A 26552-nucleotide genomic window follows, 5' to 3' on the forward strand; every position below is an offset into this window, starting at 1 on the left:
GCCTTTCGCGTCCGAAAGGAAGCCGTGATGTTTGACAAAATCCTCATCGCGAACCGTGGTGAAATTGCGCTGCGTGTTCTGCGCGCGTGCAAAGAGCTTGGCGTTCCGACCGTCGCGGTGCACTCGACCGCCGACGCGGACGCGATGCATGTGCGCCTCGCCGACGAAAGCGTCTGCATCGGGCCGCCGCCGGCGCGCGATAGCTATCTCAACGTCTATTCGATCCTGGCCGCTTGCGAGATCACCGGCGCGGACGCCGTGCATCCCGGCTACGGCTTCCTCTCGGAGAACGCGCGCTTCGCGGAAATTCTCGGCGAGCACAAAATCCACTTCATCGGCCCGAAGCCTGAACACATTCGCCTGATGGGCGACAAGATCGAGGCTAAGCGCACTGCGAAGAAACTCGGCATCCCGGTTGTGCCGGGCTCCGAAGGCGGCGTGACCACCGACGAGGAAGCATTCAAAGTCGCGAAAGAGATCGGTTTTCCGCTGATCGTCAAAGCCGCTGCCGGCGGCGGTGGGCGCGGCATGAAAGTCGCGCTGACCGAAGACGAACTCCCGCTCGCGCTATCGACTGCGCGCACAGAAGCGAAGGCCGCCTTCGGCGACGACGCGGTCTATCTCGAAAAATATCTGCAGATTCCGCGGCACATCGAAGTGCAAATTCTCGGCGACGGACGCGGCAACGCGGTCCATCTCGGCGAGCGCGACTGCTCGCTCCAGCGTCGCCATCAGAAGGTGTGGGAGGAAAGCCCCTCGCCCGCACTCAACGCTGAAATGCGCTCGTCGATCGGTGAGGTCTGCGCCAAGGCGATGCGCGAGATGAACTATCTCGGCGTCGGCACGATCGAATTCTTGTTCGAGAACGGCGAGTTCTACTTCATCGAGATGAACACGCGCATTCAGGTCGAGCATCCGGTCACCGAGATGATCACCGAGATCGATTTGATCCTCGAGCAAATCCGCGTTGCCAGCGGCGCAGAGCTCTCGCTCACGCAGGACACCGTCACGTTCAACGGCCACGCTATCGAGTGCCGCATCAATGCGGAGAATGCGGTGACGTTTCAGCCGTCGCCGGGCCGCATCACGCAATACCACCCGCCGGGCGGTCTCGGCGTGCGCGTCGATTCGGCCGCATATGCGGGTTACACGATCCCGCCCTACTACGACTCGCTGATGGGGAAGTTGATCGTCCACGGTAAGACGCGGACCGAGTGCCTGATGCGGCTACGCCGTGCGCTCGACGAATTCGTGGTCGATGGCGTGCAGACAACACTTCCGCTGTTCCGCACGCTGGTGCGCAATCCGTCGATCATCGACGGCGACTACAGCATCCACTGGCTGGAGAAATGGCTCGCCAGCGGCGGAATGGATAAGACTTAAGCGCTGAGGCGGTTGACCAGCTTCGGCGCGCTGCGGCGAGACTTGGCTTGAGCGGCGCGCGCTTCTTCGATCATGCGGCTCGCCATCGCGATGACGTCGGCCGACATATACGGCTTCGACACGAACGACGTACCGTCGACGCGGGCTGCGATCTCTTCACGCGAAGCGCTGCCCGACGTTGCGATGATCGGCAAATCCGGGCGCATGTCGTGCATCGACTCGGTGAGTTCCCAGCCGGTCATCGGACCATCGAGATTGATGTCCGTGAACATCAGGTCGAACTCGACATCGCAAAATGCCAGTCCGAGGGCCTCTTCGGCCGATCCCACCGCGATGACGTTGAAGCCCGCATCCATGAACGCATAACGCGTCATATCGCTGAGCATCGGCTCGTCTTCGACGAGGAGGACTGTGTTCTTCAACGCGGCCATGGGCGCCACCTTTCTGCAGCAGACACTGCGCATAGCAAAGCTGATACAGAATGAACCCTGACAATCGATATTGTTTGCTCTTTTGCCGAGAATTGTCAGCGATATAGCTACCGAAACGTAAACGGCAGCGGCGGTGCGGCGCGCGCCGTTGCGGTGGATGGCGCAAAGCAAAACGTTAACCTTGGCTTGCGATACGAGCCTGAGGGCGTCATGGTGCTGACGACCTTTATTTTAAGGGAGCGCGCGCTCTCGTCAGCGCGAACCAGATGGCCAGCCGCGGGTCCGCCGCAATAGAGATCACTCCCGAAGTGCTGCTCAAGGCCTATGCCTGCGGGATCTTCCCGATGGCCGAGAGCGCGGAGGATCCGACTCTGTATTGGATCGAGCCGGAAGCGCGCGGCATCATCCCGCTCGACACCTTTACGATCCCGCGCCGCTTGGCACGCACGATCCGCACCGACAAATTCCGCGTCGTCTGCAATCACGACTTCCAAGGCGTCATCGATGGCTGCGCCGAGCCGCGGCCGGGCCGCAATCGCACGTGGATCAACGAACGCATCCGCAAGCTTTACGGCGCTCTCTACGAGCGCGGCGATTGCCACACGGTCGAGGTCTACGACGGCGACGCGCTGGTCGGCGGCCTCTACGGTGTGAGCCTCGGCGCCGCGTTCTTCGGCGAGAGTATGTTTCATCGCGCCACCGACGCATCGAAGATCGCGCTCGTGCATCTCGTCGCGCGCTTGCGCGCCGGCGGCTTCAAGCTTCTCGACACGCAATTCGTGACGGATCATTTGACGACACTCAGTGCGTCCGAAGTCTCGAAGCGCCAGTATCACAAGATGCTGGAAGCCGCCGTGACCGGCAGTGCGGATTTCTTCGCACTTCCGACCGACGTTCCGCTCGGCGGCGCGCGGGCCCTTAAATTGGCACTCGGCGATTGATCCATAAACTCGACATTGCAACAGCGGATCGCTTCGCGAATATCGCGCTCGGTCACGTCACCCGCGAATATCCGAACAAACTGCAACACACGCTCGCAGGGCCGGCCGACGCGCGCACGCCGCGTCAGCAGCATCCGATATTTTACGGCAGCTTCGATTGGCATTCGTGCGTGCACAGCTACTGGTTGCTCGCGCGCGTGCTGAAGCGCTTCCCAAATACGGACACAGCCGAACGCATCCGCGCGTTGTTCGATCAACAAATCACGGCTGCGAATGTCGCAGGTGAATGCGCATTCCTCGCGCTGCCGACGTCGCGCGGCTTCGAGCGGCCGTATGGTTGGGCGTGGATCCTCAAGCTGGCCGCCGAGCTCCGTGATCTCGAAGACGGCCGATGGATCAAGACCTTCGCACCGCTCGCCGATGTCTTTGCCGAGCGCTACCGCGACTTCCTTCCGATCGCGACGTATCCGGTTCGCGTCGGCGCGCATCCCAACACGGCGTTCGGATTACGGCTCGCGGCCGACTACGCCGCCGCAATCGGCGACGACGCGTTGCTAACGCTGCTAGGCGAAACGGCGCGGCGCTGGTACGGCGAGGATCGCGAATGCCCGGCGTGGGGCGAACCGAGCGGCGACGATTTTCTCTCGTCGGCGCTGATCGAAGCGGAGTGCATGCGCGTCCTCATGCCGGCGAACGATTTCGCAAATTGGTTCGCGCGTTTCCTCCCGCACATTGAGAAACGAGAGCCGACGACGCTCTTTACCCCCGCAAGCGTAAGCGATCGCTCGGACGGCAAGATCGCGCATCTCGATGGCTTAAATCTCAGCCGCGCGTGGTGCTGGCGTTCGCTCGCTGCAACACTTTCGGCGAGCGACCCGCGCAAATCCGCGATGCTTAAAACAGCCGAGCAACACTACTCAGTCGCAGTATCGCATATCGACGGCGACTATATGGGCGAGCACTGGCTCGCCACTTACGCCCTTCTCGCGATAGATGAAGTCGGCGCGTAGCCGCGCTTAGTAACCGCGCGGCGCTCCCGGCGGCGGCAACGGCGCTTGCTGCGGTTGTGCGCGCTGCGGCGGCGGATTGGGACGCTGCTGGCGCGGTTGCTGCTGGCGCGTCGGACGCGCTGCGGGCTCGGCCTGCGGTTCCGGTTCGGCGGCTGCCGGTGTTGGAGCTTCGGCAACTTTTTGCGGGCTCTTACAGTCCGCCAGCCACACGTCGTAAATCGGATGTTCGACGCCGTGCAGACCCGGGCTCGCCGCGAACATCCAGCCCGTGAAGATGCGTTTCACTTCGCCGTTCAGCGTGATCTCGTCGACCTCGATGAAGCTGTCGGTGTTCGGCAGCTCACTCGGCGGACGCGTGAAGCACGCGCGCGGCGTCAAACGCAGCGCGCCGAACTGCACGGTCTCATCGACCGCGACGTCGAACGAGATGATGCGGCCCGTGATCTTGTCGAGACCCGAGAATACGGCCGTCTGATTGACGATCTTCTGCTTCGGCGGTGCGACGACCACCTCGTCGCTGTTCGGCTGCTGCGGCGTTCCGCGCGGCTGACGCTGCCCCGGCGGCAAACCTGCGAGCGGCGGCTGCGCCGGCGCCTGCGCATTCGGGTTGGTCTGCATCGGCGAAGCCGGCTGCGTCGTCGCCGTGGTCGGCGGCGGCGGAAGCTGGCCACGCTGCGCGGGTTGCTGTTGCTGATCGGGTGGCAAGCGCGTCAGCGGCGGCGCCGGCGGCTCCTGCTCTTCGCGCTGTTGAGGCTGACGACGGGTCGGACGCGGCGGCAGCCGCTCGTCCTGCTGGTATTCACCGCCAGGCACGTTCGCGGGCGGCCGCGGCGGGCCACCGAAAATCCCGCCGAACTGAGCCAGCGCGGGCGTCGCGACCAGCAGCGCAAGCGCGGCGGGCCAAAGCCGAAGTCGTGCCGTCATCGAACGGGGTAGTCCCCTCACGTGAATCGTCGTCCCTCCGTTAACACGGGGAATACGGCGCCGGAAGGGCGAGGTGGCGGCGCTCCAACGCCAAAAGCGCTGAGAGATCAGCGCTTAGCTTTTATCGCCCGGCGACCAGGCGCGATAATCGCCCGTCGCGCGCGGACGGCGATTCTGCGCCAGCATCGAGCCGGACGGACGCGTTGCCGCCGGTGTGCCGGTGAGGTTCGGGCGGTGCGGCTTCTGCCACGGGCGCGGCGTGTATTGCTCGTCTGTCGGCGGCACGTCGACCGTGTGATGCATCCAGCCGTGCCAAGACGGCGGAATGGTCGAAGCCTCCGCATAGCCGCTGTAGATCACCCAGCGCCGCTCGAAACCGAGCGTCGGATCGATCTTGCCGCCACGGGTGCGGTAGTAGGTGTTGCCGAACTCGTCCTTGCCGACCAATTCGCCAAACCGCCACGTCCACAGCTGAGTGCCGTAGGTCTGGCCGTTCCACCACGTGAAGAGCTTCAGCAGGGTCTGTTTCATCGGATTCTGAACGCGCGTGAGCCGTCTGAATGCCAGTTAGAATGCCTCAAGTCCAGCGGCTTAAGTGCCGACAACCTATGCGGCAGTCTCGCCTATCGGAGGTAAGCCGACCCGGCTAGCTTCGCGGCTTCATGGAAGTCGTCCTCATCTCGCTCGCCTCCGCATTCCTGATCGCGCTCGGCCATGTGCTGGCGCAGTTCGGCCTGCGAACATTGAGCCCGCTCAAGGGCGCCGGCATCAGCGTGCCGAGTGCCGCCCTCGCCTTCGTTCTCCTCTCGCCTGTCTTCGCGAACACGGCGGGCGCCAACTGGCAGGCCGCGCTGATCTTCGCCGGCATCGGCTGTCTCTTCCCCGCGATGATCACACTGATGAATTTCGAATCGAACCGCCTGGTCGGCCCAAGCCTCACCGCCGCGCTCGGCAACTTCACGCCGGTCATCGCGGTCATCTCCGGCATCGTCATCATCGGCGAATTCCCGACCACGATGCAGGCGATCGCGCTTGCCGTCATTGTCGGCGGCATCAGTTTGTTGTTGTGGAAGCCGCACCGCCTGATCGGCGATATTCCGCTCTGGGCACTCGCGCTCCCGGTCGGCGCCGTCGTCATTCGCGGCGGCGCGCTTGCTATCGTCAAACTCGGCTTCGCGACATGGCCCGACGCCTACTCGGCGACGACCATCGGCTACATCATGTCGGCGACCGTGTTGCTGATGACGAAAGGCGTCATCGAACGCCGCGTGCCGGTGCCGGAGCGAAGCCGCGGCGCTTTGTGGTTCGCGCTCACGGGCCTCTCCAACGGCCTTTCGTTTCTGTGTCTCTATGCGGCGCTGACGCGCGGCTCCGTGGCACTCGTCGCGCCGCTCGTCGCGACCTATCCGCTATTCGCCGTGGGCTTGAGCAAACTCTTCTTCGGCACAGCTTGGGTCGATACGCGCGGCCTTGTCGGCATCGCGATCACGATCGTCGGCATCGGGATCCTGCTGGCCACCTAGCCTAGTTTAGAAAAAATAAAAAATACAATAACATCAGCATGTTGCGCAGAAACTACAGCATCAGCCAGGCCCGTTAGAATAAAAGTCGGGTCGGGCTGGAAAAGCGCCGGGTTACCGGACGAACGCTTTTCAGAACTGGGGTATTTTAGAAATGAAATTGCTGAGCTTCGGCGCAATAAGCGCCACCGCACTTCTGTACATTCTCGACACATCCACCACCTTCGCACAAACCGCAAAACCGGCCGCCGAGCAATCGACGCTGCCGACTGTGCTCGTGCAAGCGCCGCGCAAGAAAATCGCACACACCAAACCTAAACGCACGCAGACGCGCACGACACGCGTTGCGCCGCCGGCGCCGACCCCTGTCATTCCGACATCCACCGAAGGTACACCGCGCACCGCGAGCGGCGGCACGACGGTCGGCTACGCGGCGACGAGCATCTCGTCCGGCACCAAGACGAATACGCCGGTGATCAACATCCCGCAGTCGACGACCGTGCTGACGAAGGAATTCATCAGCGATCAATCGGTTCAATTCATCGGCGAGGCAACGCGCTACGTTCCGGGCGTGATCTGGCATCAAGGCGAGGGCAATCGCGACGATCTCGTCATCCGCGGCCAGCGTTCCAATGCGGACTTTTACGTCAACGGCTTCCGTGACGACGTTCAATACTTCCGCGATCTCTACAACGTCGACCGCATCGAAGTTCTCAAAGGACCGAACGCGTTGATCTTCGGCCGCGGCGGTGGCGGCGGCATTGTCAACCGCGTGACGAAAGAGCCGCAATGGCGCGACGTGCCGTATGGCGAAGTCTCGCTCTCGGGCGGCCAATTCAACGATCGCCGCTTCACGCTCGACACCGGGGGTCAGCTCAACGCGAACTTCGCGGGCCGCGTCAACGCGATGTACGAGAAGTCGGACAACTATCGCGACTTCGGCGGTTTTGAGCGCTGGGGCATCAACCCGACATTCGCGCTCAAGCTGAACGATCAAACGAAGGTCACGCTCAGTTACGAGCACTACGACTTCAACGGCATCACGGACCGCGGAATTCCTTCACTCGCTGTGCCCGCCGGCCAGATCGCATCGCCGTACAAAACTGGCGTCGGCACTTACTTCGGCAATCCGGACCTCAATCGCTCTCAAGCGACGGTCGATACCGCTTCGGCCGTGATCGAGCACGAAACAGACTCCGGTGTGAAAATCCGCAACGCGACGCGCTATGCGAACTACAACAAATGGTACCAGAACGTATTTCCGGGCAGCGCGGTCAACAACAAAGGCGAGCTCACGCTCTCCGCTTACAACAATCGCGCGGATCGCGAGAACATCTTCAATCAGACCGACATCACGTGGAAGTTCAACACTCACGGTCTGAAGCACACGATGCTGGTCGGCGGCGAAGTCGGTCACCAGAGCGGCTACAACTACCGCGAAAGCGGCACGTTTGCCGGCAAGACCGCAACGGTTCTCGCGTCAAACCCGACGAGCTACGCACCTGTCAAATTCGCGAACAACGGGACGAGCGACGCGAACGCGAACAACCGCGTCAATCTCGGCGCGGCGTACATCCAAGATCAGATTGAAATCACACGCTGGCTTCAAGTCATCGGCGGCGTGCGCTTCGATCGCTTCGATGTTGCTATCGATCACCACAACACGAAGCCTACAGCACCACGCGACGCATCGCGTATCGATAATCTATGGTCGCCGCGCATCGGCGTTGTGTTGAAGCCGCAAGACAACATGTCGATCTACTACAGCTACAGCGTCTCATATCTGCCGAGTTCGGGCGATCAGTTCAGCGCGCTGCAGAACAATTCGGACGCCATCAAGCCGGAGAAATTCGAGAACAACGAAATCGGCTTCAAGTGGGAGATCCTGCCGCGCTTGCAGTTCGCGACCGCTATCTACAATCTCGATCGCGCGAACTCCAAGTTCGTCGACCCGAATGACACCAGCAAATTCTTAACGACGGGCTCCACCCGCACGCGCGGCTTCGAAGCGAGCATCGGCGGCTACATCACGGACGATTGGCAGATGTTCGGTGGTTACGCCTACACCGACTCGCGAGTCACAGGTCAAACGTCGGGCACGGTCACAATCGGCAAGCGTGTCGGCCTCGTTCCCTACAACACTTTCTCGCTGTGGAACCGTTATCAGATCGACGCAAAATGGGGTGTCGGCCTCGGCTTGATTCACTTCACTGAATCCTACGCCACATCCGACAACACCGTGCGCCTGCCTGGTTGGACCCGCGTCGACGCGGCCGTCTACTACAAGGTCACGGACAACATCCGCGCGCAGGTCAACATCGAGAACATCCTCGACAAGGGCTACTACGCGACAGCGGACGGCAACAACAACATCACGCCGGGCGCACCGCGCACCGTCCGTGCTTCGCTGATCGCGAAGTTCTAAAGCGCCGACGACCCCTCAGTTGGCTTCTGACGGCCGGGTGCTTCGCAAAGCATCCGGCCGTCTTCTTTTGCTTCACGCGATTTGATCGCGACGATCAGCAAGTTTCATTGGGAAGCGAGAACGTCTGCGGCTAGCGTCCGGCATCGCAGCGAGCCGCAAAGACTTCGCAGGAGCCCGCATGATCCTTATCGGCCAATACGACTCGCCGTTCGTCCGCCGCGTCGGCATCGCGATGACGCTGTACAGTCTGACCTTCGAGCACAAAGCCTGGTCAACCTTCGGCGACGCCGACAAGATCCGCCCCTACAATCCGCTGACGCGCGTTCCGACCCTTGTCCTCGACGACGGCGATGTCCTGGTCGAAAGCCATCTCATCATCGACTACCTCGACGGCCTCGTAGCCGCCGATAAACGGCTCTACCCCACCACCGAACCCGCGCGGCATCGCGCGCTGAAAGCCGCGGCCACAGCGATGCACGCCGCCGACAAGGCAGTAGCACTCTTCTACGAGAAGGCTCTCCACAAGGAAGTCTCGGAGGTCTGGTCTTCGCGTTGCCAGCGCCAGATCGAGGCGGCCCTCACTATGCTCAACGCCGAGCGCGCCAGGCAGACGACCGCCTTCTGGTTCGGCGAGGCCATCGGCCATGCCGATATCGCGGTGGCCGTCGCGGTCCGCTTCATCCGCGACGCCCACCCCAAAATCGACATCAGCCCCTACCCGGCACTGATCGCCTTCGCTGACGCCTGCGAGTCCCGCCCGGAGTTCCAGGCGATCTCGCAGGTCTTCATCGCGCCGGCCTGATTACGGCCGGCGGTTCGGGGCGACAAACGGGTTGCTATCCGGCGAGACCGAGTTCTTCTCGTAGCAAGCATCGAGACGCTCAAGCGCCGCCGTGCTGCGGTCGAGCGGAACCGCGATGGTCGCGCCATCGCCCTTCACTTGCAGCGCGTCCGCCTTGCGCAGCGTCTCGATGAAGCCGGCGTCGGTCAGCGGGATGCTCACGGACTCCCGGTCCGCCGCCGCCCGCGCCGACCACTTGCCGCCGCCGGCGAGCAACTCGACCGGATAAGTCTTCCCGCGCTCAAGCTTCCACTTCGGCGAGTCGAGCACCAGTGTGAGCCCATCCGGGCCTCGGACGATCGTCGCGCCGACATCGTTGGCCCGCCGCATCATCGAGCAGCCGTCGAATTTGTTGCCTTTCGCCATCACTTCGATGCGCCAGGGGCCGACCATAGCCCCCTCGTCGGCTGGACGCGGCTGCTGCGCCTGGGCGGAAAGCGGAGCGATTACAGCAACTACAAGCGGAAGAGTGAATCGATACATGAAATGCCCTCCAAGGTTGTCCTGGAGGAAACGTTCGAGCCTTCCGCTGGTTTCCAGCCTTGCCGCAAGTCCGGAGTGTGTATAAATACACAATGAATTCGCGCGACGTGATTGCGGCGCTTCGGCAAGATGGTTGGGTTGAGGTGGCTCAGAAGGGCAGTCACCTGCAGTTCAAGCACCCGTCGAAGCCCGGCCGGGTCACGGTCCCGCATCCCAAGCGGGATATCCCGCTCGGAACCCTGCGAAGCATCGAAAAACAAGCACAGCTGAGAGTGAGATGATGCGCGACTACATCGCTCTTATCCACAAAGACCAGGATAGCGACTACGGCGTTTCGTTTCCGGACCTGCCCGGCTGCATCAGCGCGGGCAAAACGCTCGACGAAGCGCAGACGATGGCGGCCGAAGCTTTAGCGTTCCACCTCGAAGGTCTCGCGCTCGATGGCGAACCTGTGCCCGAGCCGAGCTCGCTGCAGACGATCATGAGCGACCGGGCGAATCGCGACGGCGTCGCCGTCTTGGTCGCGGCGCCTCAGCCGTCCGGCAGAAGCGTTCGCGTGAATGTCACGCTGCCGGACGATCTTCTCGACGCAATCGACCGGCACGCGGAGAAAAACGGCTTCACGCGATCGGGTTTTCTCGCACAAGCGGCAAAGAAAGCCCTCGTCGCCTAGCGATCAGAGCCCCATCCGGAAAGTCAAGCCGGGTCGAATCGCGCAAGACACAACATCTGGTGTCTGAAAAGACACACCCTGCCACCGCTCCGATGACACGGATGTGTCAAACTCCGGATTCTGCTTTGGAATCCCCAGGGAATCGGCAAGACTTCACACTATCGGCGCTGATCTGGGTTGACCTTTCGTCCCCAGAATTCACACGATTCACCCCCAGATACCCCACATTTAGACTTTTTTAGACGAATGCCGACTAAATCTTGACGCACCCGACGAGTCGGCTTACGGTTCAAGACGTCGGGCGCGGGTTGTTTTGAGTCTTCGCCGGACGCCTCCCAAACAGGCGGTGAACGCTCAAGCCCTGCACCTTATTCGGTGCCGGAAAGAGCAGTTTTTCGTCTCGTCAGAGGTTCCGGTAAAGCGTCGAAGACACCATATATAGGGGTATCGGGACAACCGAGACCCCACCCGATACACAGGGACGTCAAACAGAGTTTTGAGCAGGCTTGCGGGCGCGGACAGCGGCCGCCAGCAGCGTAAACTACGGCCGTGCGGCACGGCCAAAGGGGCAAGAAAAATGCGGATTGAGCGGCGCTACACGAAAGAGAACCAAGACGCCTATGCCGGGATCGACTTCCGGCTGACCGTCTCCGAAATCAAGAACCCGGACGGTTCGGTTGTGTTTCGCTGCGAGGACGTCGAGGTCCCCGGCTTCTGGTCGCAGGTCGCGTCCGACGTGCTCGCTCAGAAGTATTTCCGCAAGGCCGGCGTCCCGGCGGCCCTGAAGAAGGTCGAGGAGAACACCGTCCCGTCGTGGCTGTGGCGCTCGGAGCCGGATCAGGCCGCGCTCGCGATGCTCCCGGAGAAGGACCGCGACGTCGGCGAGCATTCGTCGAAGCAGGTGTTCGATCGTCTGGCCGGCACCTGGACTTACTGGGGCTGGAAGGGCGGCTACTTCGACAGCGAGGCCGATGCGCGCGCCTTCTTCGACGAGATGCGCTACATGTTCGCCATGCAGATGGCGGCGCCGAATTCGCCGCAGTGGTTCAACACCGGTCTGCACTGGGCCTATGGCATCGATGGTCCGAGCCAGGGCCACTATTACGTCGACTACCAGACCGGCAAGCTGACGAAGTCGAAGTCGGCTTACGAGCACCCGCAGCCGCACGCCTGCTTCATCCAGTCGATCGCCGACGACCTCGTCAACGAGGGTGGCATCATGGACCTGTGGGTGCGTGAGGCGCGTCTCTTCAAGTATGGCTCCGGCACCGGCACGAACTTCTCGCGCCTGCGTGCCGAGAACGAGCGCCTCGCGGGCGGCGGTAAGTCGTCGGGCCTGATGAGCTTCCTCAAGATCGGCGATCGCGCCGCGGGCGCCATCAAGTCGGGCGGCACGACGCGCCGCGCGGCCAAGATGGTCATCGTCGACGCCGATCACCCGGACGTCGAGGCCTTCGTCGATTGGAAGGTCAAGGAAGAGCAGAAGGTGGCGGCTCTCGTCACCGGCTCGAAGGTCAACCAGCGCCACCTCAAGGCGATCCTCAAGGCCTGCGTGAATTGCGAAGGCCCGGGCGACGATTGCTTCATGCCGGAAAAGAACCCAGCACTGAAGCGCGAGATCAAGCTCGCTCGCTCCAACCAGGTGCCGGACAACTACATCAAGCGCGTCATTCAGTTCGCGCGTCAGGGCTACACCGACATCGACTTCCCGATCTACGACACCGACTGGGATTCGGAAGCGTACCTCACGGTCTCGGGCCAGAACTCGAACAACTCGGTGCGCGTCACCGACGACTTTTTGAAAGCCGTCGAGCGAGACGGCAATTGGGATCTCCTCTGGCGCAACAAGAAGGGCATCGCGAAGACGCTGAAGGCGCGCGATCTGTGGGAGAGCATCTCCCATGCCGCATGGGCGTCGGCCGATCCGGGCCTGCAGTATCACACCACGGTCAACGATTGGCACACCTGCCCGGCGTCCGGTGAGATCCGCGCATCGAACCCGTGCTCCGAATACATGTTCCTCGACGACACGGCCTGCAATCTCGCGTCGCTGAACCTGCTCACCTTCCGCGACCCGAAGACCAAGCAGTTCGACATCGCGGGCTACGAACACGCCGTCCGTCTCTGGACCATCGTGCTTGAAGTCTCGGTGCTGATGGCGCAGTTCCCGTCGAAGCAGATCGCGCAGCTCTCCTACGAGTACCGCACGCTCGGCCTCGGCTACGCCAACATCGGCGGCCTCTTGATGTCGTCCGGCATCGCGTATGACTCGGCCGAAGGCCGCGCCATCTGCGGCGCGCTGACCGCGATCCTCACCGGCGTCTCGTATGCGACCTCGGCCGAAATGGCCGCGATCCTCGGGCCGTTCCCGGGCTACAAGAAGAACCGCGAGCACATGCTGCGCGTCATGCGCAACCATCGCCGCGCCGCTTACGGCGAAGCTTCGGGCTACGAGAAAGTCGGCGTCGCTCCGGTGCCGCTCGATCACGCCTCGTGCACCAACCCGGCGCTCGTCGAGCGCGCCAAGGCCGCGTGGGACCTCGCACTGCGCCTCGGCGAAGAGCACGGCTACCGCAACGCGCAGTCGAGCGTCGTCGCGCCGACCGGCACGATCGGTCTCGTGATGGATTGCGACACCACCGGCATCGAGCCCGACTTCGCGCTCGTGAAGTTCAAGAAGCTCGCCGGCGGCGGTTACTTCAAGATCATCAACCGCGCGGTGCCGGAAGCGCTCCGCACGCTCGGTTACTCGGAAGCCGACATCGCCGAGATCGAGGCTTACGCCGTCGGTCACGGCTCGCTCACCAATGCGCCTGGCATCAACCACTCGACGCTGCGTCAGAAGGGCTTCAACGACGAAGCGCTCGCGAAGGTCGAGAAGGCGATCAAGTCCGCCTTCGACATCAAGTTCGCGTTCAACAAGTGGACGCTCGGCGAAGAGTATTGCGTCAAGACGCTCGGCGTCGACGCTGCCGATATCGCCGGTTCGTCGTTCGATCTCCTTACCGCGATCGGCTTCACCAAGCGCGAGATCGAAGCTGCCAACATCCACGTCTGTGGCGCGATGACGATCGAAGGCGCTCCGCACCTCAAGGCCGAGCACTATCCGGTGTTCGACTGCGCCAATCCGTGCGGCCGGACAGGCAAGCGTTATCTCTCGGTCGAGAGCCACATCCGCATGATGGCGGCCGCCCAGCCGTTCATCTCGGGCGCGATCTCCAAGACCATCAACATGCCGAACGAGGCGACGGTCGAGGACTGCAAGAACGCCTACATGCTTTCGTGGAAGCTCGCGCTCAAGGCGAACGCGCTCTACCGCGACGGCTCGAAGCTCTCGCAGCCGCTCAACTCGCAGCTCATCAGCGATGATGAGGACGAAGAGGATGCCGTCGAGGCTCTCGTCGCGCAGCCGCAGGCGGCCCGCGTTGCGGCGCTCGCCGAGCGCGTCGTCGAGAAGGTGATCGAACGCGTCACGGTGATCCGCGAGCGCGAGAAGATGCCGCATCGCCGCAAGGGCTACACGCAGAAGGCCGTCGTCGGTGGCCACAAGGTGTATCTCCGCACGGGCGAATACGATGACGGCCGCATCGGCGAGATCTTCATCGACATGCACAAGGAAGGCGCGGCGCTCCGCTCCTTCGTCAACAACTTCGCCATCGCGGTGTCGCTCGGCCTGCAATACGGCGTGCCGCTCGAGGAATACGTGGACGCCTTCACGTTCACGCGCTTCGAGCCGGCCGGCATCGTGCAGGGCAACGACTCGATCAAGAATGCGACCTCTGTGCTCGACTACATCTTCCGCGAGCTCGCCGTGTCGTATCTCGATCGCTTCGATCTCGCGCACGTCGATCCCTCGCAGGCCGCGTTCGACGAACTCGGCTCCGGCGAGAACGAAGGCAAGGCTCCGGCCTCGCACGCCGCGCGTCTCGTCTCGAAGGGCCTCACCCGCTCGCGTCCGCCGAAGTTCGGCGTGATGGAAGGCGGCGCCGGCCAAGGCGGCGCGACCGTCGCGGCACTCTCGGCGCTCAACACCGAGCGTCCGACCGGCACGACCGCGTATGCGGGCGGCGGCGCGCAAGCGGCTCTCGCGTTGGAGCCGGCCGCGAAGCTCTCACCGGCCGAGCGACTCGAAGCCCTGCCCTTCGCCAAGCCCGATGCCAAAGCCCAGGCCGCCGAGAAGCGCGCCGAAGCCCGCGCCCGCGGCTACGAAGGCGACAGCTGCAGCGAGTGCGGCAACTTCACGCTCGTGCGCAACGGCACCTGCATGAAGTGCGACACGTGCGGCAGCACGACGGGGTGTTCGTAATGGCCGTAGTCGCCTCATCAGCGATCATGCGGATTGACTACGACGATCTGTCAGGTCGCCTTGAGGTGACGTTCAGTCACGGCGGCTCGTACACGTACTATATGGTTCCTAGAAACGTGTACGAGCGCTTCCTTTCGGCTTCTTCGAAGGGCCGATTCTTTAACTTGAATATCCGCGACCAATACTCGAGCCGATAGGGCCTTCCGGGGATAACGGTTCGCGTGTAGCATCGGGCGCATGACCGACTCCCTCAAAGCTCTTCTCGAAGCCGCCAAATCTGCGAAGACAACTCCTGAGCAACGCGAGCAGCAACGCCGCAGTTTTGCTTACGGCAATACGCATTTCGAGAACCAACGAATCACGCGCGAGATGGTCGACCGCGAAGCGGAGAAACTAGCGCGAGAGGCGGATGGCAAATGATCGGCGCGATAGCCGGGCTCTCGAACCTGAGCTGATCCGCGACCCGATGGCTAAAGCTGAGGCGGAAGCTCGCAACGGGCTACGCCAGTACGATGCTGGAATTCAAGCTGTCCAGACGGCACTTGAAAGAGGCGCGTTTAAGCTTCGCGTTTCGTTGATTCTGGCTTTGCATCGCGAGGCCTTGGCCGGGATCAGCATGTACGCCGGCAATTTTCGCCCGGCAGGAGTGGAGATTAAGGGCAGCAAGCACGAGCCGCCCGGTGCACACTTGGTGCCAGAACACATCGAAGAGATGTGTGACTACGTCAACGAGCATTGGGACGCTTCGACACCAATTCATCTAGCGTCCTACATCATGTGGCGGCTCAATTGGATACACCCATTCGCTGACGGAAATGGGCGCACATCTCGGATTCTTTCGTACGTTGTTTTGTCGATCCGCGCAGGTGCAGTGCTTCCAGGCACACCAACTATTCCTGATCAAATCGTCGATAACCGCAATCCATACTTCGAAGCCTTAGATGCGGCTGATACGGCTTGGAAGGAAAAGCGGATCGATCTATCCAGAATGGAGGAATTGCTCGCGGGACTATTGGCGCAGCAGCTGGCCAGTTTTTATGAGGCTGCGAGCGGTAGAATGCCGTAGCTCATCGCCGAAGGACTTCCCATGAACGAGCAGCGGCAGCAAAAGGTCTGGATGTTTCTGGCGATCGGCATTGTCGTGGTCGTGGGCGGCTTCGTTCTCTTGGCCGCCGGCCTCGGTTTCATCATAATGATGATCGGCAATCCGGCGCCCTAAAGAATTTTCGCCTCGCCCTGTCGGCCACACCCCTCCCCGTTCGTCTTAACCTCAGACGCACACAATTGGCCGAACGAAAGGACCCGCCATGACCATCCCGAAGAACACGATTTGCCTCTGGTTCGACAAGGACGCGGAGGCTGCGGCCCGCTTCTATGCCGAGACCTTCCCGAACACCTCCGTCGAAGGCGTGCACCGCGCGCCGAGCGACTTTCCCTCCGGCAAGCAAGGCGATGTTCTGACGGTGAATTTCACGGTCCTCGGCATCCCCTGTCTCGGCCTCAACGGCGGCCCGATGTTCAAGCACAACGAGGCGTTTTCATTCCAGATCGCGACCGAAGATCAGGCCGAGACCGACCGCTATTGGGACGCCATCGTCGGCAACGGCGGCGAGGAAAGCGCCTGCGGCTGGTGCAAGGACAAGTGGGGCATCTCCTGGCAGATCACGCCGCGCACGCTCAGCGAAGCGATGATGGCTGGCGGCGCGGAAGCCAAGCGCGCCTTCGACGCGATGATGCATATGCGCAAGATCGACGTCGCGGCGATCGACAAAGCCCGCCGCGGCTAGCCTCTCTGCGGCGTGCTCCGGCGCGCCGCCATTGCGCCTTGCGCGGCAAAAGCTACACTCTCGATCCATTACTTCATCGATTAAACAGACTTATTTTCGAACTACTGGATTTCCGTAGTCGCTCATGTTATCGTTTGCTTGGGATGATCGAAAAGCGGCCGCCAATCTCGCTAAACACGGCGTCGGTTTCACGGAAGCGACCGAGGCGTTCCATGACCCTTACGGCGTCGAGCTTATCGACGACCGTTTCGACTACGGCGAGGACCGCTTCATTATCATCGCAATGGCGCGAAATCGCTGCCTTACAGTTGCATACGCGGAATCCAACGATGCCGTGCGCCTGATCTCGGCGCGGCCCTCAACACGAACTGAGCAAGATGCCTACTTCAAAGCACAGGGTTAGCGACAAAGACGCTGCCTCCGAGCGCGCGCTAAGCGTCTCCGACCTCAAGCGCATGAAGCGAACGCCGCAGGCGAAAATCATTCGCCGCGCGCTTGGGTTGACGCAGGAAGAGTTCGCGGAGCGCTATCGCATTCCGCTCGGAACGCTGCGCGATTGGGAGCAAGGCCGAACCGAGCCGGATCAAACCGCGAAGGCTTATCTTCACGTCATCGCGGCGCAGCCCAAGCTAACGGCGAGCATCCTGGAAAAACCGGCCGCCTGACGCGCTAATCGTTCGCGCCGATTTCCGTGAACAAAAATCCCTGCGGCGTCTTCGTGAAGACGAAGATCGACTCGCCGCAGAAGATGAAGAAGTTGTCCTTGCCGAGCTGATCGCGAGAGTAGACGGCTTTCTTGCTCGCGATGCAGGCGCGCGTCTTCTTCGAAAAATTGTCCGGATAGATCTTCGCGCGGAATTTCGCTTCGTCGCCGGTCGTCGCGTCTTCCATGAACGGCAGCTTCGTCAGTGCGACCACTGCGCCGACATCGTTCGCTTTCAGCGCCGCGCGAAATTTGACTAAGAAGGCGTCGAACTCCTTGCGCAGCTCGGCCGAGGCAACTGCCTTCTTCGGCGCTTGCGCGAGCGCGGGCGCGACAATCAGCAACGCCACGGCGATCAAAAGCTTCGACAACAATTTCATCTGAGACCAGCTCCGTCGGAAGACAGCGTCCGACTGTAGCATATTACGCCGTGCGGCGATCCTCGAAGCTCGCCTTGCCGGCCGCGAGGCCGTAGCCGTCGCTCCGGTGCATCAGATAGACCCGCAGGTGCTCGCCGGCTTTCAGGAAGCGCGGCGGGAAGACCAGCGTCAGGCCGTCGGCAACGATGTTGTATTTGAGCACGATCGTGCGGCCATCCTTCAACCGGCTAGCGCTGCGGACGACCGTATCGACCTTCAGCTCGGCAACGATGCGCGTCATGTGGCGGCCCGTATGGGCATCCTCACACGCCTTCTCGCTCACCGAACCGACCGTGATATCGAGAACTTCCGAGGCTTCCTCGCGCATCGCGAGATAGCGGTGCCACGGCACATCGGCTTTCGCGCTGCCCGCTCCGGCGACAGCCGTGACGAGCGCACCAAGCACGAATGAGCGACGGGACACCGACATAAAAGCCTCCACGCATCGGCCCCTCCCGATGCTCCATGTCGGTTAGTCGTGCCCAGTTTCTATTTGGTTCAAACCCATCAAATGACGCGGAAAAACCGCGCCGAGCCCCTTCGTATGACTGATGCGTGACGCCCTGCCCGCCACCTAGCCTCCGGTCGTTCCCGATGCGGAGAAGCCGGATGCGTGTCACGAACCTCGATGAAAGGCCGCCGTCGCTCGGTCTGCGCCTCCTTGCCATCGTCGCGATCTATCTGCCGTGGAAGCTTGTCTATGCCGCGATGTCCCGCCTCCCCGAACCGGCGGCGCCGCTGGAATTGCGTTTCGCCTGGGAGCGCGAGATCCCGCGCCCCGGCCACGCGATGTGGGTCTACGCGGCGGCCGTCGTGTTCGTGCTGACCGCTCCGCTCGCGCTGCGGACCGTCGCCGAACTCAAGCGCTTCGTCCTCGCCGGCTGGCTGATCGCGCTGACCGGGCTGTCGACCTTCTGGCTGCTGCCGACCAAGGCCGCGTTCCTGCCGATCGACGGCGACGGCCTCGTCTTCGCGATCCGCGACACGATGCGAATCTTCGATGCGGAGTGGCTCGCCTTCCCGTCCTTCCACTCCGCCTGGTCGATGCTGGCGGCGTTCGCTTTTCGAAAGCGCTGGCCAAGCTTGTGCTGGGTCTGGTTCGGCTGCGCGGCCGCGATCGGCGCAAGCTGCATCATGACGGGGTCGCATGCGCTCGCCGATGTCTTCGCCGGGTTCCTGCTTGCCGCGCTCGCCTGGCGGATCGCTGCCGTGGAAACCGCCGCTCCGCGCCAGGCTGCCTTTAAGCCATAATCCGGGATATCATCGCGCCGCTGTTGCTGCCCGGAGCTTCCATGGAAACCGCCGTTTTCTACGGGATCGCCTTCGTCGCCTTCGCGGCCGCGAGCCTCGCGACGCAGAGCTGGCGCGAGCTCGGCATTCTGCTGGTCCTGACCACGATCCTCTACTGGCCGGCCAAATGGCTGACGGCCGGGACATTTCTCGGCGGCGATATGCTCACTTTCCCGGCGAACGGCGGATTCAGCCTGAAACCGAGCGCTCCCCTCGGGATCGCGATCCTCAGCGCCGCGATCGTCATGATCCTCCACCGCCACTTCCGGATCAAAGCGGCGGAGAGCGAGAAGCCCTAATACTTGCGCCCGACCACGATCGTCGTGCCGCCCGGCCCGATTTCCTCGGTATGCGGCGTGTTCGCCGGCACCTCGAAGATCTCACCCTTGTGGTAGGCGCGCGGCTTGCCGTTGCAGGCAACGATGAACTCGCCGTCGAGAACCATGCCGCGCACGATGCAGTCGTGCCCGTGGTCCTCGTTCGCGGGGCGTGCCGCGATGGTCTTCGTTTCGATCTCGACAAAACCCTCGCGAGCGAGCCCCGCAGCGAACTCCTGCGCTTCCATTTTCTTCTTCTCCGTTATTCCGCCTTCACGCCCGCAATCTCTGCGGTCGTCTTCCAACGATCGTAATCCTTCTTCAGCATCACGGCATAGTCCTCGGCCGTGTTGCCGACCGGAACGAGACCCGTGTTCTTGATCCGCTCGGAGCCGTCCTTCGATTGGATGATGCGCGCGAGCTCGTCCGACAGCTTCTTGACGATCGGCGCCGGCGTTCCGCCCGGCACGAACACGCCGACCCAGCCTTCAGCCTCATAGCCCTGGAAACCAAGTTCGCCCATCGACGGAACGTCGGGAAGGAACGGGTTGCGCTTCTCGCCGCCGACTGCGAGCGCACGCACCTTGCCGCCATGCACATGCGCGCCAACCGTCGTGTAGTCGAGAAACGCGCCCTGCACCTGCCCGCCGATCACGTCGTTGGTCGCAAGCGCCGAGCCGCGATACGGCACATGCGTCATGTCGATGCCGGTCTGCTTCTTCAAAAGCTCGCCGTAGAGATGCGACGTCGTCGCGTTACCGAACGAGCCGTAGCTGTATTTACCGGCTTTCGCGTGCGCGACGAATTCCTGCATCGTCTTCGACGGGCTCGCCATCGGCACCGAGAACACGATGGTGGAAATTCCGACCGCCGTTATCGGCGCAAGATTTTTGAATGCGTCGTACGGAAGTTTCATCCCAAGCGCCGGCGCTTGGATGACGTGCGTGATGCCGACCAGCACGGTGTATCCGTCGGGCGCGGCCTTCGCGACGAAGTCGTTGCCCGTGATGCCGCCGCCGCCCGGTTTGTTCTCGACGATCACCGGCTGCTTCCATGCATCCTGCAAAGCTTGCGCGAGGATGCGCGCCGACACATCGGTGGCGCCGCCTGGTGCATACGGAACGATGAACGTAATGCGTTTATTTGGATATTCTTGCGCTGCAACAGGCGCGACGGAAAGCACAGCGGCTGCAGCCGCGATTATTGTTTTCAGCATCTTCCCTCCCAGAAATTGCGTCAACTCTGCGACGCTTGCGTTCTGCGTGCAAGGACGCCGGCTGCCGCAATGTTGTCGCATCGTCATAATTAGGTAAAGTCGTAGAGGGGGAATCAAGGAGACCAGAAAAATGGCAAGAACGACCCACCGTTCGCGTAAAGGCACGAAGCTCTACGCGGTCCGCAGCAAGAGCGGGAAATTCAAAGACATCCAGACATACAAGCGCGCGCACGGCCAAGACGTGAAGCGCAAGAGCAGGACCGAAGCCGCCAAGAAGGCGACGGCGAAGAAGCGCTCTGCTCCAAAGAAGAAGGCCGTGACGAAACGCGCTGCCACGAAGAAGACGACAGCGCGCAAGACCACCGCGCGCAAGACAACAGCTCGGAAGACAACGGCCCGCAAGGCGACAGCTCGTAAGAGCACAGCGCGTAAGGCGACTGTTCGTAAGTCTACGGCTCGTAAGTCTACGGCTCGTAAGTCGACAGCCCGTAAGACAACAGCCCGTAAGACAACAGCTCGCAAAGCTCCGGCTCGTCGCGCAGCTGCAAGGAAGACGACCGCCCGCAAGACAACGGCGCGTCGTGCCGTGAAGCGGAAGACCGCACGCCGCTAGGCTCTTCCCTCACCCCTCATCGCGAGCGCCCGCCCCGGTGGGCCTCGCTTTTTCGGGAACTCATCGACTCGTTAGCGCGTTGTTCCGCCCGAGATCCGCGGAGTGACGATGAATCGCAATTTTCTCTACGTATTGCTGGGCGCGCTGCTGGTCGGCTCCGCTGTCCTTGGATATTCGCTCTATCAGGAGCGGCAGAAGTCCGGAATCAACATCACTGTCGGTGGGCAGGATGGCCTGAAGATCGAAGGAAAGTAGCGTCCTTCTGCGGTTCGGCTATGCTGGCCGGATGCTCTTCAAAGTCCTCGCCTTTCTCATCGCGGCCATCCCGGTTTTCCTGTTCCTGCGGACGATCTTCTTCCGCCGGCCGAACCGCGTTTCGGAGGCGACGAAGGAATTCAAACGCCAGCTCGACATCGGCATCTACATCTTCATCGGCGTCGTCAGCACGCTGGTCGTGATCGCGCTCGGCAAACTCGCCTACACGTGGTGGAGCCCGCTGTGATCAGCGACAGTGTCGAGGATGCGGCACGTTGGTCCGCCGTCGCCGAGTGGTATCACGCCTTTTTCACCGGCCTCGTGATGACGACCGCGACGCGCAAGAGCAATCGCGACGCGGCCGATCTCGTCTTCCGCATCTTTCGCCGCCAACACCACGAGAAATTCCTGCCCGGCATCGAGAAGCTCGGCCTCGCCGGCCTGCCTCCCGCAATCATCGCGGCGCGTTATCACTATCTCTCCAACGCGATCGGCGGCGTGCGCGTCGAATATATGGAGGAGACGCCGAAGAAAGCGTGGATACGCTACGCGCCGCCACGCTGGGCGTGGGACGGCACCGCCATCTGCGCCATCCCGAGCGAGGTTTCGCGCGCGATGCTTCACGGCTGGCACGGCCACAACGGCGTGACGCTGAAGAACAAGCGGCTCGGCTTCGTCTGCACCAAGCAAACGATGGACGGCCAGCCCGGCCTCGAAGGCTACTACTGCGAATACGACCACGATCTCGAGCCAGAAGATCGTGTCCGTTTCGCACGCGGCGAGGATGCGCCTGACTTCGACCCCGCCCAAGCACCGGTGCTGCCGACCGCAACGTGGCCGCCGGAGCGGCTGCAGAAGGCGCGGCGCAACTACGCGATGGAATACACGCGCACCGCGATCCCCGAACTCATCGCGCATTTCGGGCCGGCGGACGCGACGTATCTCGGCGGCGTCACGGCACAACTCATCGGCATGCAGTTCTACAGCCGAACCGCTCGCGCGTTTGAAATGCCGGATAGCGGCGATGTGACACGCTTCGCGCGCTTCATGGTCGCATTGGCCACCGCGCAAGGCGACAGTGCCGAGCTTACGGTGAACGCCAACGACATCCGCGTGCGTCAGACATCATGGAAGCTGATGGCAGGACTGCCGCCGCTCCACGCCTCTGCCTTCGAGATATGGAACAGCCTGCTCGCCGGCGCACTCGCGGCGCACAATCGCAGGCTCGAGCTGAAGATCGACAAGCGCCTCGATCACGGCGACGGCGCGTTCGAATGGCGCATCGTTCCGCGACCACAACAAGTCGCCGTCTGACTACTCTTCTGGCTCCGTGCTGAAGAACAGCGGATAGCCCTTCTCTTTGCCGAGATCGGTCGCTTCCTTCGCCTTCGTCTCCGCAACGTCGCGCGCGAACACTGCGACCACGCACGAGCCTTTCTGATGCGCCGTGAGCATCACGCGGCTCGACTGGCTCTCGTTCATACGGAACACAGCCTTGAGCACCAGCACGACGAATTCACGCGGCGTGTAGTCATCGTTCAGCAAGATGACCTTGTATAGCTTCGGCCGCTCCGTCTTCGTTGCCGTCTTGGTGTGGATCTTGGTGGCGGTTTTCATCGCGCCTCCGATGGGCTCGCGTTAGTCCCGATAATACACGATCTGATGCGAGGTCGCGAGCAACACACCGGCGCGCGACCAAATCTCCGATATCTGATCGTGGAAGCCGCGATGAAATACCGTCGCGTCCGCCATGCCAAGCACGAACGCGTCACCGTTCGCCGCCAGCTCTTCCGCGGAAACGTGGAAATACGTCGTCATCGACACGGTGCCGAGCTTCACCATCGCGCCGCGCACTTGTGCGATCCGCGCCAGGAACGCATCGCTCATCGCCATCAGCGAGATGAAATCGACCGGCCGAGCCGGATTGTCGGCCATCCACATCACCGACCGCGCGCTGGCATTCTCCGCGCGCGGGGTGCGTCCGAAATTCAATTCGCCATCGGCGAGCCGGAACCGATAACGCGACAGCCAAGCCATCGCGGCCTTCGGAAACACGACGTCTTTGAAGTCTTCCGGCTGGCCGCCGTCGGGGCTTTGCTTCGGCGCATGATCCCAGCTCTCGCGCCGTATCGCCGTGACGGCTGTCGCCGTCGCCGCAATGCCGGCGTCGCCTTGCGAAAGCTCGAGCGAGAAGTGCTGCGACGACTTGTTCGTGCGCGGCGATTTGATCGCGATCTCGAAGTCACCCTCCACGAGCGGCGAGCAGTAATTCACCGTCATCGCGACGGGATCGCCGATATGCTCGCGCTCGAGCACTGCACGCATCAGCGCGCCGCCCGTGAACCCACCGAACGGCCCGGTGAAGTTCCAATAGTACGGATGTGTGCGCCCGCTGAAAACATCACCGCTGCGCGTTAGAACGGTCGCTTCGTCGAGAATGTGAACCAAGGCTGATGAACTCCCGCGCGAATGCGCTTGCTTATGCTTTGCCACGCTCTTTATCGTCGCTGCGCGGAAAAGAAAACAGACTGAGGAAACGTCATGACTTCACGCATCGCGGTCATCGGGCTCGGATCGATGGGATACGGCATGGCGACGTCGCTGCGCCGAGCCGGCCACGAGGTCACCGGCTGCGATGTCAGCGCCGAGAATGTCGAACGCTTCGTCAAGGACGGTGGCCGCGGCGCGAAGACCCCGGCGGAGGCCGCGAAGGATGCCGAGATCGTCGTCTGCGTCGTCGTCAACGCGGCGCAGACCGAAGCCGTGTTGTTCGGCGATAACGGCGTCGCGGATGCGATGCCGAAAGGCTCCGTCTTCATCTCTTCCGCGACGATGAATCCGGACTACGCACGCGCCTTCGCAAAACGTCTCGAAGCGACCGGCCGTCACTATCTCGATGCGCCGATCAGCGGCGGCGCGCAGCGCGCGGCCGAAGGCGCGCTCACCGTTCTTTCTTCGGGCAGCGAAGCGGCGTTCAAGGCCGCGCGCCCTGCCCTCGATGCGATGGCGCAAAATCTCTACGAACTCGGCGACGCGCCCGGCCAAGGCGCGGCGTTCAAGATGATCAATCAGCTTCTCGCCGGAGTGCATATCGCTGCAGCGAGCGAAGCGCTCACCTTCGCGGCGCGCCAAGGCCTCGACATCCGCAAGGTCTACGAAGTCATCACGGCGTCTGCCGGCAATTCATGGATGTTCGAAAATCGCATGCCACGCGTTCTTGACGGCGACTATGCGCCGCGCAGCGCGACCGAAATTTTCGTCAAGGATCTCGGCATTGTCCAGGATATGGCGCGCGATGCGCGCTTCCCGGTGCCGCTCGCGGCGGCGGCCCTCCAAATGTTCCTGATGTCGGCTGGTGCGGGCTACGGCCGCGACGACGACGCCTCGGTGGCGCGAATTTACGCGCAAGTTAGTGGGACAAAATTGCCCGAAGCAAAGAAATAATTGTGATTAACGCGTCACTTCATTGAGCAAATTCCCGATAGGTAACATTTGCCCTAATTGCTTAAGCGCCTCTTTCCGGCTGGTCGTCTTGTATCCCTGCGATCACGTGGGGAGTCACGACAATGAAAAACGAACGCAGGCAAAATTTCCGCATCGAATGGAAGTCGCCGGCGAGCATTGACCTCGGTGAAGGCACCGAACGGCTCAACTGCGTCGTTAAAAATTTATCGAATGGCGGCGCGCGTATCGCCTGCCACGAGGCGCTGCCGGATCAATTCATCCTGCGCCTAACACCGGGCCGTGGGCGTCCGCGCAGCTGCCGTGTCGCGTGGCGGCGCGGCGAAGAAGTCGGCGTCCAGTTCGTCGATATCCTACCGCCGGACGGACCGTCAGTGCGCAGCCGTGTTGCTGAGGTTGTCCGCTAAGCGGCGTGCCGCGGACGCGTCAGCAGCCAGAGACCGAGCGAAGCCGCGACGAAAGCCGCGGCGACGAATCCCATTTCGATCCGCATCGCGTTCGCGAACATCACGCCGCCGATCGCCGATCCGATCGCCTGCCCGACATAGATCGCCGACGAGTTCAGCGCGACCGTGACGCTGGCAAGCGGCGGCGCGGCCGCGTAGAGCCGCGCCTGCTGCATCGAGTTGGCGGCGGCAAATCCTAAGCCCCAAATTCCCGCGCCAATCCCCATCACGATCACGGCGCCGCTGCCGAGCGCCCACAGCAGAACGCCGGCCAAAATGGTCGCGACCGCAATGCCTGATGTCTTGTAAGCGCCGAATGTCCCGACAATGCGCGTCGCCGCGATGCTGCCGAGAAATCCGCACACGCCGTAAATCGCAAAGAAGATCGCGATGACGGACGCGTCCGCGCCAGTTAGGGCCGTCAGCAGCGGCCCCATATAAGTGATGATCAGAAACTGCCCGCTGACCTGCACGGCCGTCATCACCAGCAACAACACGATCAGCCGGTGCCGAACGACATCGCCCCAGCTCGACAGCGAAAACGGGGTAGTTTTCAGTCCGCGCGGCAGCGTGACGAAAAGCAGCGCGGCGCACAGCAGCGCGAGAGCGCCGAGCACGCCGAAGCAAAAGCCATATCCAAGTTTGCTAGAGAGGTACGCGACCATCGGCATCCCGGCGGCGACCGAAAGCGACCACCCGATGAAGACGAAAGCGATGGCGCCCGCGCGATCCTTCTCGGGTACGAGCAGCGCGACTGCGCTCGCGGCCTGCGGCGTGTACGCGGCCGCGACCGTGACCATCAGAAGCCTCAGCCCCAACACGCTCCAATAACCGGGAGCCATCGCCATTCCGAGATGCGCGACGCCGACGAGCACCATCACGCCGGCCAGCAGCAAACGGCGATCGATTGTGCTTGTGGCCCAGCCGACGATCGGAGACGCGATGCAAAGCACCACCGCGCCGTATGTGATGAGGAACCCGGCCTCACGAATACCGACGCCGAAACCGTCGGCGAGCGGCTGCAGCATCCCGGCCGGAGCCAAGATGACGAGGCCGGTGATGAAGTTACCGAGCAACAACGCAAGACGGGCGAGGAACATCCGCCGG

Annotated in this window: 35 protein-coding genes; 24 read left to right on the top strand and 11 right to left on the bottom strand. The window is 62.3% G+C overall.

Features of this window, described 5'->3' with window-relative positions; all coding sequences use genetic code 11:
* Positions 1 to 27 precede the first annotated feature (27 nt).
* Positions 28 to 1383, top strand: a complete 1356-nt coding sequence (gene accC / locus GJW30_RS17115; protein ID WP_096357472.1) for an acetyl-CoA carboxylase biotin carboxylase subunit — start codon at positions 28 to 30, stop codon at positions 1381 to 1383.
* Here accC and GJW30_RS17120 read toward each other — a convergent pair.
* On the bottom strand, positions 1380 to 1814 hold the full coding sequence (locus tag GJW30_RS17120; protein WP_157746776.1) for a response regulator: 435 nt from the start codon (positions 1812 to 1814) through the stop codon (positions 1380 to 1382). The genes accC and GJW30_RS17120 overlap by 4 nt on opposite strands.
* Before the next feature lie 266 nt (positions 1815 to 2080).
* Between GJW30_RS17120 and aat the strand changes: the two genes are divergently transcribed.
* On the top strand, positions 2081 to 2755 hold the full coding sequence (gene aat / locus GJW30_RS17125; protein ID WP_096357476.1) for a leucyl/phenylalanyl-tRNA--protein transferase: 675 nt from the start codon (positions 2081 to 2083) through the stop codon (positions 2753 to 2755).
* On the top strand, positions 2752 to 3765 hold the full coding sequence (locus GJW30_RS17130) for a DUF2891 domain-containing protein (protein ID WP_096357478.1): 1014 nt from the start codon (positions 2752 to 2754) through the stop codon (positions 3763 to 3765). The genes aat and GJW30_RS17130 overlap by 4 nt, the downstream gene beginning before the upstream one ends.
* A 6-nt stretch (positions 3766 to 3771) precedes the next feature.
* Here the strand turns inward: GJW30_RS17130 and GJW30_RS17135 are convergent, their stop codons facing one another.
* Both GJW30_RS17135 and GJW30_RS17140 read right to left on the bottom strand, forming a co-directional pair.
* Positions 3772 to 4689 (bottom strand): DUF2155 domain-containing protein, encoded by a 918-nt coding sequence (locus GJW30_RS17135; RefSeq protein ID WP_096357480.1) that lies wholly within the window; start codon positions 4687 to 4689, stop codon positions 3772 to 3774.
* A gap of 114 nt (positions 4690 to 4803) precedes the next feature.
* Positions 4804 to 5220 (bottom strand): NADH:ubiquinone oxidoreductase subunit NDUFA12, encoded by a 417-nt coding sequence (locus GJW30_RS17140; protein WP_096357482.1) that lies wholly within the window; start codon positions 5218 to 5220, stop codon positions 4804 to 4806.
* A gap of 131 nt (positions 5221 to 5351) precedes the next feature.
* On the opposite strand from GJW30_RS17140, the gene GJW30_RS17145 reads away from it, so the two are divergent.
* From GJW30_RS17145 to GJW30_RS17155, 3 genes are all read left to right on the top strand, one after another.
* Positions 5352 to 6212, top strand: coding sequence for a DMT family transporter (locus GJW30_RS17145; RefSeq protein ID WP_096357484.1), 861 nt, complete (start codon positions 5352 to 5354; stop codon positions 6210 to 6212).
* A 151-nt stretch (positions 6213 to 6363) separates the two neighbouring features.
* The gene (locus tag GJW30_RS17150; protein WP_208408015.1) at positions 6364 to 8634 is read left to right on the top strand and encodes a TonB-dependent siderophore receptor; all 2271 of its coding nucleotides are present in this window, start codon (positions 6364 to 6366) and stop codon (positions 8632 to 8634) included.
* 178 nt (positions 8635 to 8812) lie between these two features.
* Positions 8813 to 9436 (top strand): glutathione S-transferase family protein, encoded by a 624-nt coding sequence (locus tag GJW30_RS17155; RefSeq protein ID WP_096357486.1) that lies wholly within the window; start codon positions 8813 to 8815, stop codon positions 9434 to 9436.
* On the opposite strand, the gene GJW30_RS17160 is transcribed toward GJW30_RS17155, so the two are convergent.
* Positions 9437 to 9868 (bottom strand): hypothetical protein, encoded by a 432-nt coding sequence (locus GJW30_RS17160; protein ID WP_096357488.1) that lies wholly within the window; start codon positions 9866 to 9868, stop codon positions 9437 to 9439.
* A gap of 182 nt (positions 9869 to 10050) precedes the next feature.
* Here GJW30_RS17160 and GJW30_RS17165 point away from each other — a divergent pair, with 182 nt between their 5' ends.
* The 10 genes from GJW30_RS17165 (at position 10051) to GJW30_RS17205 (ending at position 17389) form a co-directional block, all read left to right on the top strand.
* On the top strand, positions 10051 to 10239 hold the full coding sequence (locus GJW30_RS17165) for a type II toxin-antitoxin system HicA family toxin (protein WP_096357490.1): 189 nt from the start codon (positions 10051 to 10053) through the stop codon (positions 10237 to 10239).
* Entirely contained in the window at positions 10239 to 10631 is a 393-nt protein-coding gene (locus GJW30_RS17170) for a type II toxin-antitoxin system HicB family antitoxin (protein ID WP_096358891.1), read from the top strand. Before GJW30_RS17165 ends, GJW30_RS17170 begins: the two co-directional genes overlap by 1 nt.
* Positions 10632 to 11208: 577 nt before the next feature.
* The gene (locus tag GJW30_RS17175; protein WP_096357492.1) at positions 11209 to 14937 is read left to right on the top strand and encodes a vitamin B12-dependent ribonucleotide reductase; all 3729 of its coding nucleotides are present in this window, start codon (positions 11209 to 11211) and stop codon (positions 14935 to 14937) included.
* A gap of 26 nt (positions 14938 to 14963) precedes the next feature.
* Positions 14964 to 15134, top strand: coding sequence for a KTSC domain-containing protein (locus tag GJW30_RS17180; protein WP_245408750.1), 171 nt, complete (start codon positions 14964 to 14966; stop codon positions 15132 to 15134).
* 40 nt (positions 15135 to 15174) lie between these two features.
* A complete protein-coding gene (locus tag GJW30_RS22860; RefSeq protein WP_096357496.1) occupies positions 15175 to 15357 on the top strand; it encodes a hypothetical protein in 183 nt (60 codons plus the stop codon).
* Complete coding sequence (locus GJW30_RS17190; RefSeq protein WP_096357498.1) at positions 15347 to 16003, top strand: Fic family protein; 657 nt, start codon at positions 15347 to 15349, stop codon at positions 16001 to 16003. The genes GJW30_RS22860 and GJW30_RS17190 overlap by 11 nt, the downstream gene beginning before the upstream one ends.
* Before the next feature lie 21 nt (positions 16004 to 16024).
* Complete coding sequence (locus GJW30_RS23115) at positions 16025 to 16156, top strand: hypothetical protein (protein WP_283804847.1); 132 nt, start codon at positions 16025 to 16027, stop codon at positions 16154 to 16156.
* A gap of 94 nt (positions 16157 to 16250) precedes the next feature.
* Positions 16251 to 16724 carry a VOC family protein gene (locus GJW30_RS17195; protein ID WP_197703820.1) on the top strand — a complete coding sequence of 158 codons (474 nt, stop codon included), beginning with the start codon at positions 16251 to 16253 and terminating at the stop codon, positions 16722 to 16724.
* Positions 16725 to 16848: 124 nt separating this feature from the next.
* Complete coding sequence (locus tag GJW30_RS17200) at positions 16849 to 17127, top strand: BrnT family toxin (protein ID WP_096357502.1); 279 nt, start codon at positions 16849 to 16851, stop codon at positions 17125 to 17127.
* 52 nt (positions 17128 to 17179) lie between these two features.
* Positions 17180 to 17389, top strand: a complete 210-nt coding sequence (locus GJW30_RS17205) for a helix-turn-helix domain-containing protein (protein WP_430727082.1) — start codon at positions 17180 to 17182, stop codon at positions 17387 to 17389.
* A 4-nt stretch (positions 17390 to 17393) separates the two neighbouring features.
* Here GJW30_RS17205 and GJW30_RS17210 read toward each other — a convergent pair whose 3' ends face one another.
* Both GJW30_RS17210 and GJW30_RS17215 read right to left on the bottom strand, forming a co-directional pair.
* Positions 17394 to 17807: a hypothetical protein gene (locus GJW30_RS17210; protein WP_172887596.1), complete on the bottom strand. Its 414-nt coding sequence runs from the start codon at positions 17805 to 17807 to the stop codon at positions 17394 to 17396.
* Positions 17808 to 17850: 43 nt separating this feature from the next.
* A complete protein-coding gene (locus tag GJW30_RS17215; protein ID WP_096357506.1) occupies positions 17851 to 18276 on the bottom strand; it encodes a hypothetical protein in 426 nt (141 codons plus the stop codon).
* 179 nt (positions 18277 to 18455) lie between these two features.
* Between GJW30_RS17215 and GJW30_RS17220 the strand changes: the two genes are divergently transcribed.
* Both GJW30_RS17220 and GJW30_RS17225 read left to right on the top strand, forming a co-directional pair.
* On the top strand, positions 18456 to 19097 hold the full coding sequence (locus GJW30_RS17220; protein ID WP_157746777.1) for a phosphatase PAP2 family protein: 642 nt from the start codon (positions 18456 to 18458) through the stop codon (positions 19095 to 19097).
* 41 nt (positions 19098 to 19138) lie between these two features.
* Positions 19139 to 19435: a hypothetical protein gene (locus tag GJW30_RS17225; protein ID WP_096357510.1), complete on the top strand. Its 297-nt coding sequence runs from the start codon at positions 19139 to 19141 to the stop codon at positions 19433 to 19435.
* On the opposite strand, the gene GJW30_RS17230 is transcribed toward GJW30_RS17225, so the two are convergent.
* Together GJW30_RS17230 and GJW30_RS17235 are read right to left on the bottom strand one after the other, a co-directional pair.
* On the bottom strand, positions 19432 to 19701 hold the full coding sequence (locus tag GJW30_RS17230) for a cupin domain-containing protein (protein ID WP_096357512.1): 270 nt from the start codon (positions 19699 to 19701) through the stop codon (positions 19432 to 19434). The two genes, GJW30_RS17225 and GJW30_RS17230, sit on opposite strands and share 4 nt — an antisense overlap.
* 14 nt (positions 19702 to 19715) lie before the next feature.
* The gene (locus GJW30_RS17235; protein WP_157746778.1) at positions 19716 to 20669 is read right to left on the bottom strand and encodes a Bug family tripartite tricarboxylate transporter substrate binding protein; all 954 of its coding nucleotides are present in this window, start codon (positions 20667 to 20669) and stop codon (positions 19716 to 19718) included.
* Between the two features lie 130 nt (positions 20670 to 20799).
* Between GJW30_RS17235 and GJW30_RS17240 the strand changes: the two genes are divergently transcribed.
* The 4 genes from GJW30_RS17240 (at position 20800) to GJW30_RS17255 (ending at position 22851) form a co-directional block, all read left to right on the top strand.
* Positions 20800 to 21282, top strand: coding sequence for a histone H1-like repetitive region-containing protein (locus GJW30_RS17240; protein ID WP_096357516.1), 483 nt, complete (start codon positions 20800 to 20802; stop codon positions 21280 to 21282).
* A gap of 108 nt (positions 21283 to 21390) precedes the next feature.
* Entirely contained in the window at positions 21391 to 21537 is a 147-nt protein-coding gene (locus GJW30_RS22865) for a hypothetical protein (protein ID WP_096357518.1), read from the top strand.
* Positions 21538 to 21568: 31 nt separating this feature from the next.
* The gene (locus GJW30_RS17250) at positions 21569 to 21784 is read left to right on the top strand and encodes a hypothetical protein (RefSeq protein WP_096357520.1); all 216 of its coding nucleotides are present in this window, start codon (positions 21569 to 21571) and stop codon (positions 21782 to 21784) included.
* Entirely contained in the window at positions 21784 to 22851 is a 1068-nt protein-coding gene (locus GJW30_RS17255) for a hypothetical protein (protein WP_430727102.1), read from the top strand. Before GJW30_RS17250 ends, GJW30_RS17255 begins: the two co-directional genes overlap by 1 nt.
* Here GJW30_RS17255 and clpS read toward each other — a convergent pair whose 3' ends face one another.
* Both clpS and GJW30_RS17265 read right to left on the bottom strand, forming a co-directional pair.
* The gene (gene clpS, locus GJW30_RS17260) at positions 22852 to 23154 is read right to left on the bottom strand and encodes an ATP-dependent Clp protease adapter ClpS (RefSeq protein ID WP_096357522.1); all 303 of its coding nucleotides are present in this window, start codon (positions 23152 to 23154) and stop codon (positions 22852 to 22854) included.
* 21 nt (positions 23155 to 23175) lie between these two features.
* The gene (locus GJW30_RS17265; protein WP_157746779.1) at positions 23176 to 23985 is read right to left on the bottom strand and encodes an acyl-CoA thioesterase; all 810 of its coding nucleotides are present in this window, start codon (positions 23983 to 23985) and stop codon (positions 23176 to 23178) included.
* Positions 23986 to 24078: 93 nt separating this feature from the next.
* Between GJW30_RS17265 and ltnD the strand changes: the two genes are divergently transcribed.
* A complete protein-coding gene (gene ltnD / locus GJW30_RS17270; protein WP_096357526.1) occupies positions 24079 to 24981 on the top strand; it encodes an L-threonate dehydrogenase in 903 nt (300 codons plus the stop codon).
* Positions 24982 to 25103: 122 nt separating this feature from the next.
* A complete protein-coding gene (locus tag GJW30_RS17275) occupies positions 25104 to 25406 on the top strand; it encodes a PilZ domain-containing protein (protein WP_096357528.1) in 303 nt (100 codons plus the stop codon).
* Here GJW30_RS17275 and GJW30_RS17280 read toward each other — a convergent pair.
* Positions 25403 to 26545 (bottom strand): MFS transporter, encoded by a 1143-nt coding sequence (locus GJW30_RS17280; protein ID WP_096357530.1) that lies wholly within the window; start codon positions 26543 to 26545, stop codon positions 25403 to 25405. The genes GJW30_RS17275 and GJW30_RS17280 overlap by 4 nt on opposite strands.
* Positions 26546 to 26552: the final 7 nt, after the last annotated feature.

The sequence above is a fragment of the Variibacter gotjawalensis genome, from assembly GCF_002355335.1.
Classification (GTDB): Bacteria; Pseudomonadota; Alphaproteobacteria; order Rhizobiales; family Xanthobacteraceae; genus Variibacter; species Variibacter gotjawalensis.